Source organism: Oceanobacillus caeni (genome assembly GCF_019037185.1).
Taxonomy (GTDB): Bacteria; Bacillota; Bacilli; order Bacillales; family Amphibacillaceae; genus Oceanobacillus; species Oceanobacillus caeni.
The window spans coordinates 16154-35323 of the sequence record NZ_JAHHXM010000012.1; the positions used below are offsets into that span (position 1 = coordinate 16154).

General features: G+C 34.0%; 22 protein-coding genes. 2 read left to right on the forward strand and 20 right to left on the reverse strand.

Annotation, left to right across the window (positions count from 1 at the left end; translation table 11 throughout):
• Positions 1-22: 22 nt before the first annotated feature.
• Positions 23-967: a YybS family protein gene (locus KM885_RS08640; RefSeq protein ID WP_216883789.1), complete on the reverse strand. Its 945-nt coding sequence runs from the start codon at positions 965-967 to the stop codon at positions 23-25.
• A gap of 325 nt (positions 968-1292) precedes the next feature.
• Here KM885_RS08640 and KM885_RS08645 point away from each other — a divergent pair, with 325 nt between their 5' ends.
• Complete coding sequence (locus KM885_RS08645) at positions 1293-1775, forward strand: DUF1189 family protein (RefSeq protein ID WP_047186184.1); 483 nt, start codon at positions 1293-1295, stop codon at positions 1773-1775.
• 98 nt (positions 1776-1873) lie between these two features.
• On the opposite strand, the gene rpsR is transcribed toward KM885_RS08645, so the two are convergent.
• The 6 genes from rpsR to KM885_RS08675 form a co-directional block, all read right to left on the reverse strand.
• Entirely contained in the window at positions 1874-2104 is a 231-nt protein-coding gene (gene rpsR / locus KM885_RS08650) for a 30S ribosomal protein S18 (RefSeq protein WP_047186185.1), read from the reverse strand.
• A 47-nt stretch (positions 2105-2151) separates the two neighbouring features.
• Positions 2152-2652, reverse strand: a complete 501-nt coding sequence (gene ssb / locus KM885_RS08655) for a single-stranded DNA-binding protein (RefSeq protein WP_047186186.1) — start codon at positions 2650-2652, stop codon at positions 2152-2154.
• A 15-nt stretch (positions 2653-2667) separates the two neighbouring features.
• Positions 2668-2958 (reverse strand): 30S ribosomal protein S6, encoded by a 291-nt coding sequence (rpsF, locus tag KM885_RS08660; protein ID WP_047186187.1) that lies wholly within the window; start codon positions 2956-2958, stop codon positions 2668-2670.
• Positions 2959-3120: 162 nt separating this feature from the next.
• Positions 3121-4221 carry a redox-regulated ATPase YchF gene (gene ychF / locus KM885_RS08665; protein ID WP_047186188.1) on the reverse strand — a complete coding sequence of 367 codons (1101 nt, stop codon included), beginning with the start codon at positions 4219-4221 and terminating at the stop codon, positions 3121-3123.
• A 222-nt stretch (positions 4222-4443) separates the two neighbouring features.
• Positions 4444-4644: a DUF951 domain-containing protein gene (locus KM885_RS08670; RefSeq protein WP_047186200.1), complete on the reverse strand. Its 201-nt coding sequence runs from the start codon at positions 4642-4644 to the stop codon at positions 4444-4446.
• Between the two features lie 152 nt (positions 4645-4796).
• Complete coding sequence (locus tag KM885_RS08675) at positions 4797-5828, reverse strand: YkvI family membrane protein (protein ID WP_204798089.1); 1032 nt, start codon at positions 5826-5828, stop codon at positions 4797-4799.
• 86 nt (positions 5829-5914) lie between these two features.
• On the opposite strand from KM885_RS08675, the gene yyaC reads away from it, so the two are divergent.
• Positions 5915-6535 (forward strand): spore protease YyaC, encoded by a 621-nt coding sequence (gene yyaC / locus KM885_RS08680; protein ID WP_216883791.1) that lies wholly within the window; start codon positions 5915-5917, stop codon positions 6533-6535.
• Between the two features lie 161 nt (positions 6536-6696).
• Here the strand turns inward: yyaC and KM885_RS08685 are convergent, their stop codons facing one another.
• The 13 genes from KM885_RS08685 to yidC all read right to left on the reverse strand — a co-directional run bounded on the left by KM885_RS08685 (position 6697) and on the right by yidC (position 19129).
• On the reverse strand, positions 6697-7401 hold the full coding sequence (locus KM885_RS08685) for a DUF554 domain-containing protein (protein ID WP_047186843.1): 705 nt from the start codon (positions 7399-7401) through the stop codon (positions 6697-6699).
• A 296-nt stretch (positions 7402-7697) separates the two neighbouring features.
• Complete coding sequence (locus KM885_RS08690; RefSeq protein ID WP_047186844.1) at positions 7698-8315, reverse strand: stage II sporulation protein M; 618 nt, start codon at positions 8313-8315, stop codon at positions 7698-7700.
• A gap of 184 nt (positions 8316-8499) precedes the next feature.
• On the reverse strand, positions 8500-9339 hold the full coding sequence (locus tag KM885_RS08695; RefSeq protein ID WP_047186845.1) for a ParB/RepB/Spo0J family partition protein: 840 nt from the start codon (positions 9337-9339) through the stop codon (positions 8500-8502).
• Complete coding sequence (locus KM885_RS08700; protein WP_047186846.1) at positions 9320-10093, reverse strand: ParA family protein; 774 nt, start codon at positions 10091-10093, stop codon at positions 9320-9322. The genes KM885_RS08695 and KM885_RS08700 overlap by 20 nt, the downstream gene beginning before the upstream one ends.
• Positions 10094-10516: 423 nt before the next feature.
• Positions 10517-11374 (reverse strand): nucleoid occlusion protein, encoded by an 858-nt coding sequence (gene noc, locus KM885_RS08705; RefSeq protein WP_047186847.1) that lies wholly within the window; start codon positions 11372-11374, stop codon positions 10517-10519.
• 486 nt (positions 11375-11860) lie between these two features.
• Positions 11861-12574 carry a 16S rRNA (guanine(527)-N(7))-methyltransferase RsmG gene (rsmG, locus tag KM885_RS08710; protein ID WP_145524094.1) on the reverse strand — a complete coding sequence of 238 codons (714 nt, stop codon included), beginning with the start codon at positions 12572-12574 and terminating at the stop codon, positions 11861-11863.
• A 216-nt stretch (positions 12575-12790) separates the two neighbouring features.
• A complete protein-coding gene (gene mnmG, locus KM885_RS08715) occupies positions 12791-14677 on the reverse strand; it encodes a tRNA uridine-5-carboxymethylaminomethyl(34) synthesis enzyme MnmG (RefSeq protein ID WP_145524095.1) in 1887 nt (628 codons plus the stop codon).
• A gap of 276 nt (positions 14678-14953) precedes the next feature.
• On the reverse strand, positions 14954-16330 hold the full coding sequence (mnmE, locus tag KM885_RS08720; RefSeq protein WP_047186927.1) for a tRNA uridine-5-carboxymethylaminomethyl(34) synthesis GTPase MnmE: 1377 nt from the start codon (positions 16328-16330) through the stop codon (positions 14954-14956).
• 402 nt (positions 16331-16732) lie between these two features.
• A complete protein-coding gene (locus KM885_RS08725) occupies positions 16733-16981 on the reverse strand; it encodes an alpha/beta-type small acid-soluble spore protein (RefSeq protein ID WP_060668667.1) in 249 nt (82 codons plus the stop codon).
• 41 nt (positions 16982-17022) lie between these two features.
• Positions 17023-17214 (reverse strand): YozQ family protein, encoded by a 192-nt coding sequence (locus tag KM885_RS08730; protein ID WP_047186851.1) that lies wholly within the window; start codon positions 17212-17214, stop codon positions 17023-17025.
• Positions 17207-17485, reverse strand: coding sequence for a hypothetical protein (locus KM885_RS08735; protein WP_145524096.1), 279 nt, complete (start codon positions 17483-17485; stop codon positions 17207-17209). The genes KM885_RS08730 and KM885_RS08735 overlap by 8 nt, the downstream gene beginning before the upstream one ends.
• 250 nt (positions 17486-17735) lie before the next feature.
• Positions 17736-18353 (reverse strand): RNA-binding cell elongation regulator Jag/EloR, encoded by a 618-nt coding sequence (jag, locus tag KM885_RS08740; protein WP_047186853.1) that lies wholly within the window; start codon positions 18351-18353, stop codon positions 17736-17738.
• On the reverse strand, positions 18350-19129 hold the full coding sequence (gene yidC / locus KM885_RS08745; RefSeq protein ID WP_047186854.1) for a membrane protein insertase YidC: 780 nt from the start codon (positions 19127-19129) through the stop codon (positions 18350-18352). Before yidC ends, jag begins: the two co-directional genes overlap by 4 nt.
• Between the last annotated feature and the right edge of the window lie 41 nt (positions 19130-19170).

Consider the following 19170-nt stretch of genomic DNA (forward strand, 5'->3'; position numbering starts at 1 on the left):
AACTCCTATAAAGCACCTTCTTTTATTTTTTCCTCATCAGGCGTTCCCTCATATTAAAACCAATATCAAATATACCTATAATACGTACAAGGGTTAAGAATATGACAGGAAGTAAAACCGTAAGTATAATACTCAAGATTGGGATAAACTTTGGTAATTTCTTATGATGTGTATAATAAAAGATAAAAGAAAAACCTTGTATTGCTAACAAGAAACTAAGTAACACATCCGCATTTTGAAATATTAAATATACAATCCCAGACGAGTTTAGTTCAAAAAGGGAAAAAATAATTACAATCAAGTATAGTCCAAGTATGCTTGTAGGAAAACGTAACGTACGAAATGGAGGGAAGTACAAATCCCTCTTCTGTATTCTATTTAACATCTTATAACTGACCCATTGGCTAATTAAAGCTAAAAGGAATGCAGTTGTGATTAATAGTACTGGTAGAATATCGATAAAGTGCTGTATTTGGATTTCCATTAATTCCTGAATGTGTTCTGTTTGACCTTGCATTCCTACACTTTCAAGAAAGGCCGTACTCATTTCTACAGATTCAGAAATCATTGTACGTAACTCGGTCATAAAGTTTACTTGGAAAAGGACCTGAGTCGATACAAAAAGTAACAATAATCCAATTACAAAACCGAATGCACCTCTTGCTAATGTTTCATATGCTGATAAGTCTTTATAAATTGCACTACCGATTATAATTCCACCAAGCCCTACTACTATAGGTATTGCTATGGTATAAATAGATGCTAACAAGACAGTAAATAAAATAGCTAATACCCATACTACTAAGGATGGTTTCCAATTATATTTTGCTGCATAAAGCACAAAAGGTACTGGCAATAAAAATATACTAACCATCGATAAAAATGGAACAAAAATAGTAATAAATAATAGCATCATATAAATAACTATCACTAATGTTCCATCCATAATTTTTTTGGATTGATTCATTATAGCACCTCAAATAATCTTCTATAAAGGGAGAAATTTACCTATTCAATAGTCCTAGTCAACCTATATGATAACATACACTACTGAATTTGTTGTCTAATATAGAGGGAAAATATAAATCTTCTTATTTCTCTTCTTTTTAAATCCTACATTCCATTATAACGCAAAAACCCTATTTCTTTAAATGTAACATTTTGTTAACAGTATTAAATTATAATTACGCTATAAAAACAATTACATACAAAAGAAGAGATTATATACGATTTTAGTGAAAAAATCTACTATAATATAGCTATGATTAATTTATAGAATAGGAATGAACTTCATGATTTTCTGGAACGTATTTTTAAATAGTGTAAAGCTTCCAAATAAAAAGGCCATGTTTCAACTTAATCGGGTAGGATTAGACATTGCTATCTTTTATATATTATTGATATTATTTCTTACTTCCATCCCATCGTTCATCCATCGTTTAACAGACATGGATCGTTTTGGCTCAGATATGAATTTCGTTTTTACACTTATCTACTTTTTTATTTTTTATTATCTCCCACTTACTATTATTGTATTTGGGATAATCTTTATTACATCCTATCTGGGAAAATTATTATCAAAAATACTAAATAGAAAATTACACTACTCCTTATTATGGAAAATGACTGCATTTACCATTACTATCCCATTTCTTTTATACACCATTATTTCCATATTTTTCACTGTGGATGACAGTTATTTAATGATAGCATTTATCTATTCAGCAGTTCTTCTATGTAAAATGATATTACATTATCCAAAGAGGAGAATTTAGAATAACCAATTATTAAGAAGCTAAAGGAAGATAAGAAAGTTTATATACCTTATCTACAAACAAAAACCTCTAATCAATATGATTAGAGGTTTTATTAATCAATCCGCAACATATGGCAATAAAGCCATTTGACGAGCGCGTTTGATTGCTTTTGTTAATTTACGTTGGTATTTAGCAGAAGTTCCAGTTACACGACGAGGAAGAATCTTTCCACGTTCAGAAATGAAACGTCTTAATAAATCAACGTCTTTATAATCGATGTGTGTAATTCCGTTAGCAGTAAAGTAACAAACTTTACGGCGTTTAGCACGACCACGACGAGCTGCCATGTAGAACACTCCTTCCGTTAATTTCATTCCTTCTAAAGAGCGATCCTTTAGAATGGTAAATCATCATCTGATATATCAATAGGTTCCCCATTATTACTGAATGGGTCCTCTGGTTGGTTTTGGTTTGGCTGATTTTGATTCGGTTGAAACTGATTATGATTAGGCTGAAATTGGTTCTGATTTTGATTCGGTTGAAATCCTGATGCGCTTTGTCCACCCGTAGCAGAACCTCTTGATTCTAAAAACTGTATACTTTCGGCTAGAACCTCTGTTACATATACGGTTTTACCATCCTGACCTTCATAACTACGTGTTTGTACACGCCCATCTACCCCAACCATACTTCCTTTTTTCATATAGTTAGCTAGATTCTCAGCTTGCCGGCGCCACGCAACACAGTTAATAAAGTCAGCTTCACGATTTCCTTGTTGATTCGTAAAAGGGCGATTCACTGCTAAAGTAAAGTTAGCAACAGCAACTCCAGTTGGTGTATAACGTAAATCAGGATCCCTCGTTAATCTGCCTACTAATACGACACGATTTAACATCAGAACCACTCCTTATTATTGATCATCTTCTCGAACTGCCATATGACGAATAATATCATCACTAAATTTAGCTAAACGATCGAATTCATTAACTGAATTTTCATCACCGCTAAAGTTAATTAAGACATAATATCCATCACGATAGTCTTCAATTTCATAAGCTAGGCGTTTTTTACCTACTTCTTTTACTTTTTCAATCTCCGCCCCATTGTCAGTTAAAACTGTGTTGAAACGCTCAATTAAACCTTTTTGAGCTTCCTCTTCCATGTCTGGGCGGATGATGTACATGATTTCATATTTTCTCATCCGTTACACCTCCTTTTGGTCTTAGCGGCCCTTTTTTTAAAAAAAAGAGCAAGGAGCAATTTTGGGTTTAATTACTCACAATAATGTATTATATCAAATTTTTTTATAAAAGACAAGCATTCGAGAGATCCTGATTTATGATACATATTATCCTTTTTATAATTAAACATTAAAGCGGAAATGTATAACATCTCCATCTTGAACGATATAATCTTTACCTTCTAAGCGTACTTTTCCTTTTTCTCTTGCATTCCCCATAGTACCTGCTTCTAGAAGGTCCTCATAAGAAACCGTTTCGGCACGAATAAAACCACGTTCAAAATCAGAATGAATAATTCCAGCTGCTTGTGGTGCTTTGATTCCTTTTCTAAAAGTCCATGCACGAACTTCTTGTTCACCTGCCGTAAAATATGTTGCAAGTCCTAATAGACTATAGGAAGCTTTAATTAATTTATCCAAGCCAGATTCACTAATCCCTAGTTCTTCTAGAAACATTTCCTTTTCTTCCTGTTCTAACTCAGATATTTCCTCTTCAATTTTCGCACAAATAACAATTACTTCTGCATTTTCTTTAGCAGCATAATCTCTTACTAATTGAACGTTTTTATTAGAATCCGCATTGGCTACTTCATCTTCACTGACATTCGCTACGTAAAGAATTGGTTTACTGGTTAATAGATGTAATCCTTTTACAATTTTCCATTGTTCTTCACCAAACTCTAATGCACGAGCAGGTTTTTCTTCTTCTAAACCTGCTTTTAATTTAGAAAGAACATCAAATTCAGCTATAGCATCTTTATCCTTTTGTTTAGCTAGCTTCTCAACACGTTGATAACGTTTGTTCACTGTTTCAAGGTCAGCTAAAATTAATTCTAGATTAATGACTTCGATATCATCAATTGGATCCACTTTACCAGATACGTGGGTAATATTTTCATCTTCAAAACAACGAACAACTTGACAAATAGCATCAACTTGACGGATATGCGAAAGAAATTGGTTTCCTAGTCCTTCTCCTTTGCTCGCACCCTTAACAATACCGGCAATATCTGTAAATTCAAATGTTGTCGGTACGGTTTTCTTTGGTTTAACTAATTCCGTTAATTTATTTAAACGCTCATCAGGAACTTCTACAATTCCTACATTCGGATCAATGGTAGCAAATGGATAATTTGCTGCTTCTGCCCCTGCTTGCGTTATTGCATTAAATAATGTTGATTTTCCTACATTCGGTAGTCCCACAATTCCTGCTGTTAATGCCATTAAAATTCCACTCCTTAAGGATTCTTTCATATAGAACGCGTTCGATAAACTAATTATAGATGATTCATACGAAGAAAGACAAATAAACAAAAAGCAAAAATAGGCATGCTACCTATACCTATTTTTGCTTTATATACCTAGTAATTTACGATTTTTAACACTTATACTATGACATTTTATCATTTTAGTTAGATATCCGTCTATCTAAAAACGATCTTTTTCTTATTCTGTTTCTGCTCTTTCTAGTACTTTTTTCATTTTCTTCGTAAACTCTCTTCTAGGAAGCATCACGCTATGACTACAACCTAAACATTTAATCCGAATATCCATGCCCATACGAATGATTCTCCATTTATTTTCTCCACATGGATGAGGCTTCTTCATTTGTACTACATCATTTAATCCGAATTCTTTTTCTACCAATTTAGCCACTCCTTTTTTCAATGAATACCATTCTCCTGCAGACATAGAAGTAAGGCTTACGTCAACATATAACGAAGCCTTACCTTCCTTAACTACTGGATCTCTATTATATTTATTATAACTTAAAATGAATAGAAATGCCTATCGATTTATTATCGTAATTTATGATTCCTATCCTTTCTCAGCCATAACGGAAATAATAGTAATCGCGTTAAAACATATAAATTTAAGATACCATACAATGGATATAAAACACTTATTAATTGAGAAAATCCAAAAGTTGTAAGAGGGACCATAAGCAAAAGGGTTACAATTACAAGTAAAGAAAATGGTTGATTAAAATTCTCCTGTATACGTGTAACAATACCTAACACTCCAGATGCAGCAGTAGTTAAAATAGCAAACCATAACATAACAGACATAAAGATTAAAATTTCAAATGGATAATCCTTTAATATGGCAAACAAAGGAATTTCATATAACAAAATTTCGTCTGCTATTTGAATAAGACTATTGTTATAAATATAAGTAATGACCCCTAGTATTAACCCACTTCCAATACTTGCAATATATATTTCCCCTTTTGTTTTGACTTTATCTCCTACTGCTCCTAGTACTGCTATTAAAGGTAAGATATTTAATGCAGTAAATGGAAATACGGTCGCCCAATTTCGTTGTTCATGCCAATGAGAAAATAATTGCAAATCTTGATCATTAATAAACTTCATTAAAATAAATAGTAACCCACCTATTAAAATCGGCATAATCAATAAATTAATAGATAGGAGTCCATTAATATTTTTCATAAATAGTAAAATTAAGACGATGACAATGATAATTATTCCCCACCATTTTGAAAAATTAAAAGCTTGTCCCGTTGCCCCACTTCCAGCAATCATAACAACGGTAACAGAGAACAAGTAGAAAAAAATCATAAAATCATAAAACTTCGTTAAACGTATTCCAACAATTTCTTTTAATACTGGTAAATATTGATTAGACTTATGATGATAACTTACATACATGATGACTGCACAGCAAATCATAAAAAAGATAGCAAATAAAAGAATAGCAAGTCCACTTTCATGACCAAAAAACTGCCATATTTCCCTCCCGGATGCATACCCTGCCCCAATTGTTGTACCGATGATCAAAAACATCCACTTTATGCCCGCTTTTATCATTTAATATCCTCCAATATTTAATAATCCATGTATAGAAAAATAAAAATTTCCGTATACTATACCAATATGATTTTGGAGGATAAGCTATGAGTCTAAAAAGACGATTTAGTAATTTTAATGAAAATTTCCGCATGTTATATACCGATCCATCGCTAAATCAAAGAATGAGTGAAAAAATCATATCTTGGATGCCGGAAATCCCCCGAGATTATGTCATCGTATGTATCGGGACAGATCGTTCCACGGGTGATTCACTAGGCCCACTAACTGGCACCTTCTTAAATGAGTTAAAGCTTAAACATATGACTGTATATGGAACATTACATCAGCCAGTGCATGCAACCAATCTCCATGAAACAATGGAAATGATTATGGAAAAGCATAAAAATCCTTACATTATTGCTATTGATGCCTGCTTAGGGAAAAATAGTTCCATTGGACATTTAATCGCTGCAAAAGGGCCACTAAAACCAGGTGCAGCATTAAATAAAACCCTCCCTCTAGTCGGCGACATGCACATTACTGCGGTTGTTAATATTGGGGGCTTTATGGAATATTCAGTCTTACAAAATACAAGACTATCATTTGTAATGGATATGGCAAAACAGTTGGCGAATGTTTTAGATTTTATTGATCAACATTTAAAACACCACTACCCAATGTCCATTGTATTAAGGAGCAATTCAGAGGAGAAACGAACAATATAAAGAAGAACTTATCGGACGTTTACAGACAGCAGAATTACCTTCATAAAAAAAGATACACGTGATGGGATATTTAACCTAACATCATGGTGTATCTTTTTAGCAGATAGAAATGTATAAAACCTTCTTTCTGCATAAGTGCAACCAACTTTTTATCTCTCTCGTTAGAATAATTGGTATATGTAAAAAATGACTACGACGGAAACGATAGCTGGAAGTAAATTTCCAATTCTTATTTGAGTGATTTTCAACATATTTAATCCAATTGCCACAATCATTAACCCTCCAACCGCAGTCAATTCCGTGATTAAACCATTTAAAAAAGCCTCTGGTAGGAATTTTTCAATTTGTGTAGCGAATAATGCAATAAATCCTTGGTATAGTACAACAGGAACAACTGAAAATATAACTCCAAATCCGAGCGTAGTAGTTAAAACTAAAGAAGTAAAACCATCTAATATCCCTTTCGTAATTAATACTTCATGATCATTTCTAATTCCGCCATCTAATGCACCAATGATACCCATAGCTCCAATACAGAAGATTAAAGTTGCTGTTACAAATCCTTGCGAAACACTTATTTTTTCATTTTTTGTTGTAAATTTACTTCCTAACCAATTCCCAAATCTATTAAGCCATTCTTCCACATTGATTAATTCTCCTAAAATACCACCTGTTAATAAACTTAGTAGAACGATAATAATTTGCTCTGTGGAAAAGGCCATCTGTAATCCTATCAAAATAATTGCTAGTCCAATTCCTTGCATAACTGTTTCTTTCATTCTTTCTGGAATTTTAGTAAAAAACAAGCCTATAATAGACCCCAGAATAATTAATCCCCCATTAACTAAAGTACCAAACAACGCCATTCTCTCAACATCCCCTATTTTTTAAAAAGATTAATTTATGAAGAACTAACACCTAAACTATTTTTTCTTTCTTATAAGAATAACAAATTGTTTCACGTGGAACAATTTATGTTTAAAAAACTTATATTCTCATATAATTTGTCGAACACTTGGAAAGCCTGGAAATTACTACTGAGCGAACACCTTAGTATGAAATGTCAATAAAGTTATTTATTTTTCGAACTAAAAATGTGCAATACACCATCCGAAAATATGGAAGGTGCATTGCACATTCACACTCCTTTTATTAAAATCTGCTATTCAAATAAGCTAAATATAATATCAGCTATATAAGTTTCCAAAAATGCCGCCATAATAATTATCGGTAAAATTAAAAGGAAGTAAATCTTTATTGTCTCTAGAACCTTCATTATTAGGGATGTTTCTACTTCGTCTGCCTTAAATACACTTCTTATTTTAACTCTAACAACTTGATTTAATTCAAATAGAACTGCAGCAAGTAAACAAAAGGCGTAAACCTCAAAAATATAATGAGGGATAGTTGAAATGATTATGCCAAGGCCTTTTTTGAAATTGGCCTTTAAAGCAATCCCAAAAAGAATTCCGGGAAGAGAAACAGTTGAAATTATATTCAAGAGATATAGAAATTGTATTGGAATTGAAGCCAAGATAAGCATTTGTAAAGGAACCATAAATCCGTTATTAACAATAAATGACCATACTTTCTTAATACCATTAGATTCTTTCACTTGATCCGGTAAATTATTTCCAATTCCTTCTGTTATTTCTTTTAAATCCGGATTGATTATGTATGTTATTACCGTTGCAACAGTTGTTAGTACTACAGCAATTATTAAAAACTTAATTGATCTTTTAAAAACAGTTTTATTAACTACATTTGGTATAGTAACCACCTCACTTAATTAATTTACCCAACCATCTGTACCTTTAATGGAATAAAAAGATTGTAGCTTTTAACAACATTATTTTAAATGAAACATCTTTATGGACATTTAACACTTAGTTGTACTTATGTAAGATAACCTTCCTAACACCAAAATAGGCTGATGTTTTACATCAGCCTTCATTCATTTCTTATTATTTTTCTAATAACTCAATAATTCTCTCAAGATCATCATCTGTATAAAATTCTATTTCAATTTTCCCTTTACGTTTTCCACGATGAATAGATACAGCTGTACCTAGATGGTCACGTAGAACAGATTCCCTTTCTGCAAGGAATATATCCTTTTTAGGATTATCCTTCTTCTTTATTGGCTGTTTTTCATTTAAAGTAGAAATTAACCTTTCAACTTGTCTAACATTTAACTTCTCACTTCTGATTTTATTAACTAAAGGAATCAACCGTTCTTTATCTTTTAAACCAAGTAATGCTCTACCATGCCCCATAGAGAGCTCTCCATTGTTAATATAAGCAACAATATTTTCTGGTAATGATAATAAGCGAACCATATTAGCAATATGGGATCTACTTTTTCCTAGTCGCTTTGACAAGTCCTCCTGGGTAATGCCTAGCTCATTCATTAAATTCGAATAAGCTTGTGCTTCCTCAATTGGTGTTAAATCCTCTCGCTGTAAATTCTCCAATAAAGCAAGCTCCATCATTTTTTCATCTGTTAGTTCTTTAACGATGGCAGGAACTTTCTTTAATCCAGCCTCTTTTGCAGCTCGGAATCGTCTTTCCCCTACTACAATTTCAAACCCTTTTATACTTTGACGTACAATAATCGGCTGAAGAATGCCGTGTTGAATGATAGACTCTTTTAACTCCTCAATAGCATCAGCATGAAACGTTTTTCTCGGCTGATACGGATTTGGCCTACACTCTTTAATAGCTATCTCCTGAACGGAAGCTTTACCTGTATCTTCGACTTCTGGGAATAATGCACTTATACCTTTACCCAACCCTTTCGCCACTAGCCACCACTTCCTTTGCTAATTCAAGATATACTTCTGCTCCTTTTGATTTTGGATCATACGTAATAATTGGTTGTCCATGACTAGGCGCTTCACCTAATCGTACATTTCTTGGAATGATAGATTGATATACTTTATCTTGAAAATACTTCTTAACCTCTTCGATTACTTGAAGCCCCAAATTTGTTCGGGCATCTAACATCGTTAGAAGTACTCCTTCAATCATTAATGATTTATTTAAATGTTTTTGAACTAACCGAATGGTATTCAATAATTGGCTTAAACCTTCCAAAGCATAATATTCACATTGAACCGGAATAATGATTGTATCTGAAGCTGTTAGAGCATTTAAAGTGAGTAAGCCTAACGAAGGAGGACAATCTATTATTATATAGTCATAAGAATCCTTTATACTTTCTAATGCTCTTTTTAAACGAATTTCCCTAGATATGACTGGAACGAGTTCAATTTCTGCACCAGCTAGTTGAATGGTAGCCGGAATTAAATCTAAATTATTTACATTAGTTGAAATGATAACATCCTCTGCTTCTACATCATCAACAAGGACATTATATATACAATGACTAACATCTGCCTTATTAACCCCTACTCCACTTGTTGCATTCCCTTGTGGATCTGTATCGATTAATAACACTTTATTTCCTAAGTGGGCAAGACATGCACTTAAATTCACCGATGAAGTTGTTTTTCCTACGCCACCTTTTTGATTAGCGATGGACATTATTTTCCCCATGTTGACACCTTCCTAAAACTATATACTGTTATTCTATCACTCTTTCTATTAAAACGGTTATATTATTTACACTTTTTTCATATCCTTATAGTTAAAGGCTGTTTGGGTATACTTTGCTAATTAGCTTTCTGCAGGCAGCTACTCTATATAAAAATCTTTACGTAGCTGAGTAATTAACTGACAAATTTATTCGGTTGAATTAGAAAATTTGGCATTCTCTATTAAGCTGGGAGAATGACATAGTTGTACTTATGCAAATCTTTACAGTGGAGGACCCCAGAAAGAAAGTTTTATACTTTCCCATCTGCCAAGTAACCACAGCCTCTTTATAGAGAATAGCCTAGTGGAAAATTATATTTCTTAATCCTATACAAATACCCACCTTATATCTGTAAGATGGGTTAGATTAGAAGTGTATAATTGCTATTTCTTTTTCGGTATTTTTACAGTTATTTGATAGTACTCATCAAATTCCTTTTCATCGGATTCTACATCCACACCAGTTTTGGTAACCATACTCAATGATTGCCGAATGGTGTTCATTGCAATACGAATATCTTTATTAATACCTTTTAGTTTCGGACGTTTCTTTTTAGGTTCTTTCGGCTCCTGCATTTTTGCAACTCGTTCTTCTGTTTGTTTCACATTCAATTCATTTTCAATAATAATTTGTAAAATTTTATTTTGTTTTTCTTCGTCTTTAAGTTTAATTAAAGCTCTAGCATGTCGTTCTGTAATTAATTTATTCAATAATGCATCTTGTACTTCTTTTGGGAGTTTTAAAAGCCGTAATTTATTAGCAATGGTAGATTGATTTTTTCCAAGCCTTTGTGCTAGCGCTTCTTGGGTTAATGAATGCATTTCTAATAATTTAGAGTATGCGAAGGCTTCCTCTATTACTGTTAATTCTTCACGTTGTAAGTTCTCAATTAAAGCAACTGAAGCCGTTTCTGTATCAGTCATTTCACGTACAATAGCAGAGATTGTTTCCCAGCCCAATGATTGGACAGCTCTCCATCTTCTCTCACCAGCAATTATTTCATATTGATCATTTTCATATTTTCTAACAACAATCGGTTGTATCATCCCATGTGTATGAATCGTTTGCGCTAATTCCTGAATTTTTTCATTATCAAAAATAGACCTCGGCTGATAACGGTTTGGTATTATATCTTTTACAGGAAGTTGAATTACTTCATCTGACTGGTAAGATTCCTCATCTATGTCTTTGGAAGATGTTTTATCGCCCAATCCAAAAAATCGATTAAAAGGATGCACCACATTTGACACCACCTTAAATTCTATAAGACTAGTTTTTATCTATGTAAAAAATTGTTTCACGTGAAACAATTTGCTTTAAATATATATAATAAAAATTCAGTATATGAAACTAATTATATACGACTAGATTGGTATTAATCTCACATTCCATTTTACCATATATAGACTTATAAAGGCATCAAAAAGTTAACATTATTAGAAAACTAGGCATTCGCCAAGTCCTTTGGCAAATACCTAGTTTTACAGAACAAAGGCGCAAGCGCCCGTTTAGCGACGTACGGACTGGACTGAGCCGTAGGAGATAAAGGAAACACGACGAACGGAGTGAGTCGATGTTGACTTATCGTACGGAGGTGAAGGAAGTCTCGCTAGTCGCTGGGCGCTGGAGCCGGACGTGGCTATTTCTGTATCTAAGTTAGCCACAGCCATACAAATTTTATAACTTCCTAGACAACAAGCAAGAAAAATTATGTTTAAATTCGTTCATTATAATGGCATTTTATTTGGTGTGCCAGGCTTTCTTGGATATTTATTTGGTGTTTTTCCTTTTTTGTGAATCAAAATGACATTTCGCTCACTTTCCTCTTCTGGAAGTAAGAATGTATGTGATTCCTCTACCTCCCCACCTAATAAGTCAATGGCTTTCTTCGCATCCGATAATTCATCTGTTGCTTGTGCGCCTTTCATTGCAATGAATTTTCCACCCTTTTTAACCAATGGTAGACAAAGTTCACTTAATACCGACATACGCGCAACAGCTCTAGCAGTAACAATATCGAATGATTCCCTATGATCCTTATTTTTCCCAAATGTTTCGGCCCGATCATGGTAAAATGCTATGTTTGTTAAGTCTAGTTGAGCTGCAAGATGATTTAAAAACCCAATACGTTTTTGTAATGAATCAACAATAGTCACCTTTATGTTTGGAAAAACAATTTTCAAAGGAATACTTGGAAAACCAGCTCCCGCTCCAACGTCACATAAAGTCTGCTCCTTAGTAAAATCATAAAAAAAGCTAGCAGAAATAGAGTCATAAAAATGTTTTAAATAAACATCTTCTTCACTTGTTAGTGCGGTTAAATTAATTTTTTCATTCCATTCCACAAGGATTTTATAATACTCGGCAAATTGATCTAGTTGTTTTTTAGTTAATTCTATTCCCTTTTCCTTTAAGGCATTTTTAAATTGTTCTGGGTTCATAGAGTAATAAACTCCTTTATTATACTAATTTGGCAGGTAGGAAAGTATAAGACTTTCTTTCTGGGGCTCCGATTACTCGCACCGACGTAAAAATCTGCAAAAGTGCAACTAAGGCATTCACCCAGTCTAATAGTGAATGCCAAGTTTTTTAAAATTTATGTTACATATGTAAAGTCGTCCATTAACCGTCTTTGGCTAATGGACAAATTCATTCTATTAATTAGCGACTCTTGCTATATTTCCTTGTTCAATATACACAAGTAAAATGGAAATATCAGCTGGGTTTACCCCTGAAATTCGTGATGCTTGACCAATAGACAATGGTTGGATTTTCTTTAGTTTTTGTCTAGCTTCTGTTGCTAAACCACTAATAGCATCATAATCAATGTTTTCTGGGATCTTCTTATCCTCCATTTTTAGCATACGTCTTACTTGGTCGATTGCCTTTTTAATATACCCTTCATATTTAATTTGAATACCTACTTGATCTTTTACTTCATTATTTAACTCAGGGTTCGACTCAATGATTCCTTCGATATTTTCATATTCGAGTTCCGGTCTCTTCAATAAATCATACGCTTTTGTCGGCTCTTTTAATGGTGATGCCCCTGCTTCACTCATCATTTGTAAGACTGTTTCGGTTGGTTTAATCGTTACTGTTTTCAAGCGAGCTTTTTCTTCCTCAATTAAACGTTTTTTGTTAAGGAATTTTTCATAGCGTTCTTCCGAAATTAAACCAATTTCATATCCTATATCTGTTAAACGTAAATCTGCATTATCATGTCTTAGCAATAAACGATATTCCGCACGAGAAGTTAATAAACGATAGGGTTCGTTCGTTCCTTTAGTAACAAGGTCATCAATCATAACCCCAATATAACCTTGTGATCTATCTAAAATAATAGGCTCTTTCTCAAATACTTTTCTAACTGCATTAATACCAGCCATAATACCTTGACCAGCTGCTTCTTCATATCCAGATGTACCATTAATTTGTCCAGCTGTAAATAGTCCGGGGATTGCCTTTGTTTCAAGTGTTGGCCATAATTGTGTTGGAACTACTGCATCATATTCAATGGCATAACCAGGACGCATGATTTCAGCATTTTCTAAACCAGGAATAGAACGGACAAGCTTATGCTGAACCGCCTCTGGTAATGAGGTAGACAATCCTTGTACATAAACCTCTTCTGTGTTTCTTCCTTCAGGTTCTAAAAACACTTGATGACGAGGTTTATCATTAAAACGAACAATTTTATCTTCAATAGATGGGCAATAACGTGGACCTGTTCCTCGTTTAGCCCCTGAATACATAGCAGATAACCCTAAATTATCGTTAATAACTTGGTGAGTAAATTCATTCGTATAAGTTAACCAACATGGGATTTGTTCAACCAAATTTTCCGTTGTTTCATATGAAAAATATTTAGGATTTTCATCCCCTGGTTGAATCTCCGTTTTGGAATAATCAATCGTATGATGGTTTACACGTGGTGGAGTTCCCGTTTTAAATCTAACCAATTCCAATCCTAATGCTTCTAAATTACTTGATAATTTAAGGGATGGACGTTGGTTGTTTGGACCACTTTCATATTCAAGGTCCCCCATCAATACTTTACCACGCATGTATGTCCCAGTAGTCAAAATAACTGCATCTGCATAATAAGCAGCATGAGTTTCTGTTATAACTCCTTTACATACCCCGTCTTCTACAATAATTTCTTCCACCATTGCCTGACGTATAGTTAAATTCTTTTCATTTTCAATTAACTTTTTCATTTCTCTACTATATAAAGCTTTATCCGCTTGTGCACGCAATGCCTGTACTGCGGGGCCCTTCCCAGTATTTAGCATACGCATTTGAATATAGGTTTTATCAATCATTTTGCCCATGATTCCACCTAGAGCATCCACTTCACGAACAACAATACCTTTTGCAGGACCCCCAATGGATGGATTACATGGCATAAAAGCGATCATATCTAAATTTAGTGTGAGCATTAATGTCTTTGCTCCCATTCGTGCTGCCGCAACACCAGCTTCTACACCAGCATGACCAGCACCTACAACGATGACATCATAACGTCCTGCATTGTATGTCATATATTTTCATCCTCTCTATAAGAATATGTTCAAAAAGTCCGGTGAAAATGACACTTCGACGTTTCTAGTTGGCAAGACACACCGTTCCCTACGTATTAACTGCATACGTTCCGGTAACGGGAGCTACGCCGCCTCGAACTGCGACGCACAGGACGTGCTAGTGTCGGCGTTGCAACAAATCTTTACGGTGGGGCGAGTAATCGGAGCCCCAGGACGTTGCGACTTTAGCCGACCTCGGTCCTTTTCATCCTCCCTTTTGAACAACCACTATTATTTTTATTTTCCTAAACAAAATTGTGAAAATAATTGATCAATCAAACTATCACTAGCTGTATCACCTATAATTTCACCAAGAAATTCCCATGTTCTTGTCACATCTATTTGAACAATATCTAAAGGCATCCCAAGTTCAATGCCCTCCATCGCATCTTCTAAGGCTTTTTTGGCTTTATTTAATAGTTGTATATGTCGAACATTTGAAACATACGTCATATCGCCAGCATCAATTTCACCAGAAAAGAACGTGTTGGCAATAGCCTTTTCCAATTCGTTAATACCTTCCTCTTGTAATAATGAGGTAGTAACCAATAGTTTACCATGAGCAAGTTCTTTAACCTGCTCCAGATCGAGTTTTTTCTCCAAGTCTGTTTTATTTACGATTACGATATATTCTAGACCTTTTACTGCTTCGAATAATCGAATATCTTCTTCAGATAGTTCTTCATTATAATTCAAAACAAATAAAATGAGATCTGATTCTTTTAATACTTGTCTTGATCGTTCCACACCAATTCTTTCAACAATATCCTCTGTTTCTCGGATACCAGCTGTGTCTATTAATCGTAATGGAACCCCTCTTACATTTACATATTCTTCTATAATATCACGGGTAGTGCCCGGAACCTCTGTAACAATTGCTTTATTTTCTTGAACAAGTGTATTCATTAAAGAAGATTTCCCTACGTTTGGTCTACCTATAATAGCAGTTCCAAGACCTTCTCGTAAAATTTTCCCTTGTTTTGCTACTTCTAAAAGCTTTTCTATTTCAGCATGAACTTCTTTCGTTTTTGTTCGCATCATTTCATGCGACATTTCTTCCACATCATCGTATTCTGGATAATCAATATTTACCTCAACATGAGCAACCGTTTCTAGTAAATCTTGTCGTAAACGTTGAATGAGACCTGATAATCTACCATCCATTTGTTTTAATGCCACATTCATTGCTTTATCTGTTTTGGCTCGAATTAAATCCATTACTGCTTCCGCCTGAGATAAGTCAATTCGTCCATTTAAAAATGCTCTTTTCGTAAACTCACCCGGTTCTGCAAGTCTAGCACCATTCGATAATAATAAATCTAAAATACGATTAACTGCCACCATACCACCATGACAATTGATTTCTACTACATCTTCGCGAGTAAATGTCTTAGGCGCATGCATGATGGAAACCATCACTTCATCCACTAATTCCTTCGTTTCCGGATTGATGATTTTCCCATAATTAATCGTATGCGAATCCACATTCAATAAATCTTTCCCCTTAAATACCTTAGCCGTTATTTGAATTGCTTCTTTCCCACTTAATCTAACAATCGCAATGGCCCCTTCACCAATTGGGGTTGAAATTGCAGTAATTGTATCTGCCTCCATCATTACCTTCACCTCCAACATTTCCTCAACACTAATCTATATTATAAAGAAAACTTCCATCAGTAGGAGTTGCCCTTCATCCCCACTGATGGTTAATTGTACTTATCGAACCTTTATGGGCAGTTGACCTACCACCTACTCTATTTCCCTAGAAACTTGAAGTGGAAGTCTTACTGCCCGTTTAAGTGGATAAACTTTAAATTTTAGTCTCTAACATAATAGGATAACACATAAATTCAAAATAATAAACTTATCCACAATAATCGGTATAAAAACAATCAATAAATATATTATCAACATGTGGATAATATTTCAGACACTTTATTATAACGCCCTATAAAAAATTATCAACCATATATTTTTCCATTAAAAAGCTCTGCAATTTTTTGCAGAGCTTTAATCTTATTTATTTAATTCGTTTTTAGCCATTTGTACCAATTCTTTAACCATGTTTCCACCAATATTTCCGCCAATCTTACCAGCATCTTTTGCTTTTATATTTCCGTTATAACCGTTGCTTAGCGGAATACCATGTTCTTTAGCAACCTCATATTTAGCTTGGTCTGGACTATTCGCTTCTGTTACTTTTGCTTTAAGTTGATCAAGGCCATTTCTAGCTTCTGGGACAAGAATTTTATTTTTCTTTGCCATTTTATCCACCTTTTCCCTATTATTGAACACCTCTTTGACAATTACTCTCTTGGTAATTTCCCATCCTTACCATCGGTTATATTATGTTCTTCTATTGATCCTTCCATATACGAATCAGAAACTTGTTCATGGGTCTCTGCCATCCCTTTTGAAAGCTGGTCATTACTATGATAATCCGAATGCTGATACGTCTTATCTCCTACTACCGATTTTGTTCTATCCTTTTTAGGCATGTCCAGTTCCTCCGTATTCTAAAATATTTAAGATGTTAGAGAGATCGTCTAATAATAAATCCATTTCCTCTTCTTTTAACATGATAGGTATTTGATCATTCACTGTGAGCATAAAGCTATCCTGTTGTTTCGCTAAATAATTACGTAATTGAATAAGCTGGGTTAAAGACAATTCAGATCCTGTTTCCATACTTTTTACTTGTGTTAAATAAAAGTTCTCATTGTCTTCAAGAAATTCCCCACTAAATATATCTCCGTTATATTGCTCCATAAAAAAAACTCCTTTTTCAATTAATCATTATGCATAGTATTAGATTTATCTCCTATTGCATTCATAATGTGAAAAAGGAATTTGATATTAATTTATGCTAATTAGCGATTTTTAAACAAAAAACCTTGGAGATCTTCCAAGGTTTTAAAAGTAAGTATTAGATTTAGTTTGTTTAAGCTTTTCTTAAGAATCGCCACGTCCAGCCCGTACGTCTCGTTTTTAGCCTGTAAGGGGGCTTCCGCTTTTGTTCTTAAGATGGTTTAATTACAATATGACGATGTGGTTCTTGACCATCGGAACAAGTCGAAACTTCGGGGATGTCCTGTAAAACACTATGGATAATTTTCCGCTCATAAGCTGGCATTGGTTCAAGAGCAACTTTCGTCTTTGTACGAATAACTTTATCCGCCATTCGTGAAGCTAATGATTCCAATGTTTCTCTTCTTCTCTCCCGATAGCCTTCCGCATCTAATGTTACAGTGTAATACTTTTTACTATTTTTATTAATCACAAGTCGAACTAAATATTGAAGTGCATTTAATGTTTGTCCTCGTTTTCCGATAATAATTGCAAGATTTCCCCCATTTAACTCAAATGTTACATGCTTTCCATCTACTGTTGTATTTATATGAACATCCAGATTCATATTAGCTGTCACTTGTTTAATATAGTTTTCAGCCTCTTCAATTGGATCAGGTAACATTTCAACTTTTACAATGGCAGGCTTTGCACCAAATAAACCCAATATTCCCTTCTTGCCTTCATCAATAATGGTAATTTCCACTTGGTCTTTCGTGGTGTTTAACTGCTCTAATGCTGATTGGACCGCCTCTTCAACTGTTTGTCCACTAGCAGTTATCTCTTTCACTTTTTAACTCCTCCACTATTATTGTTACTCATCAAAGGTTTATTGATAAGAATAGTTTGTAAAATCATGAAGACATTACCAGTTGCCCAATATAAAGCTAACGCAGCTGGGAACATGAATGCCATAACCGTAATCATAATTGGCATCACATATAACATCATTTTCATCTGCATTGCTACTTGTGGGTTAGAGTTTGCAGATGTATTAGTTGACATCATTAATTTGGATTGGAAAAAAGTAAGAATACCTGTAATAAATGGTAAAATATTATCTGGTGATCCTAATTCAAACCATAGAAAGCTATAGTTACTAATTTCATAAGTACGAACAATCGCATGGTACATCGCAATTAAAATCGGCATTTGAACGATAATTGGCAAACAACCTGCGAGTGGATTTACATTATGCTCTTGCATTAACTTCATTGTTTCTTGTTGAAGCTTTTGTTGAGTGTTAGCATCTTTAGAGCTATACTTCTTCTGAATTTCTTGTAATTTAGGTTGAACTTCCTGCATTGCTTTTGAACTTTTGATTTGCTTCACACTTAAAGGTAATATCAAAAGTCTAAGGAAAATAGTAACAATAATAATAGATAGACCATAACTATTGTTAAATATTTGGGCTATTTTAATAATTACCCATGAAAGCGGATAAACAAAAACCTCATTCCAAATACCTTCACTTTCTGACGTTATCGGTTGGCCAGTTTGCGTACAGCCGGCGAGTAGTACGACCAATCCAACGAAAGCCAGAAGCAATAAATACTTCTTGCGCAATTCTTTTCCTCCTCAAATAAACACGGATATATACTAATTGA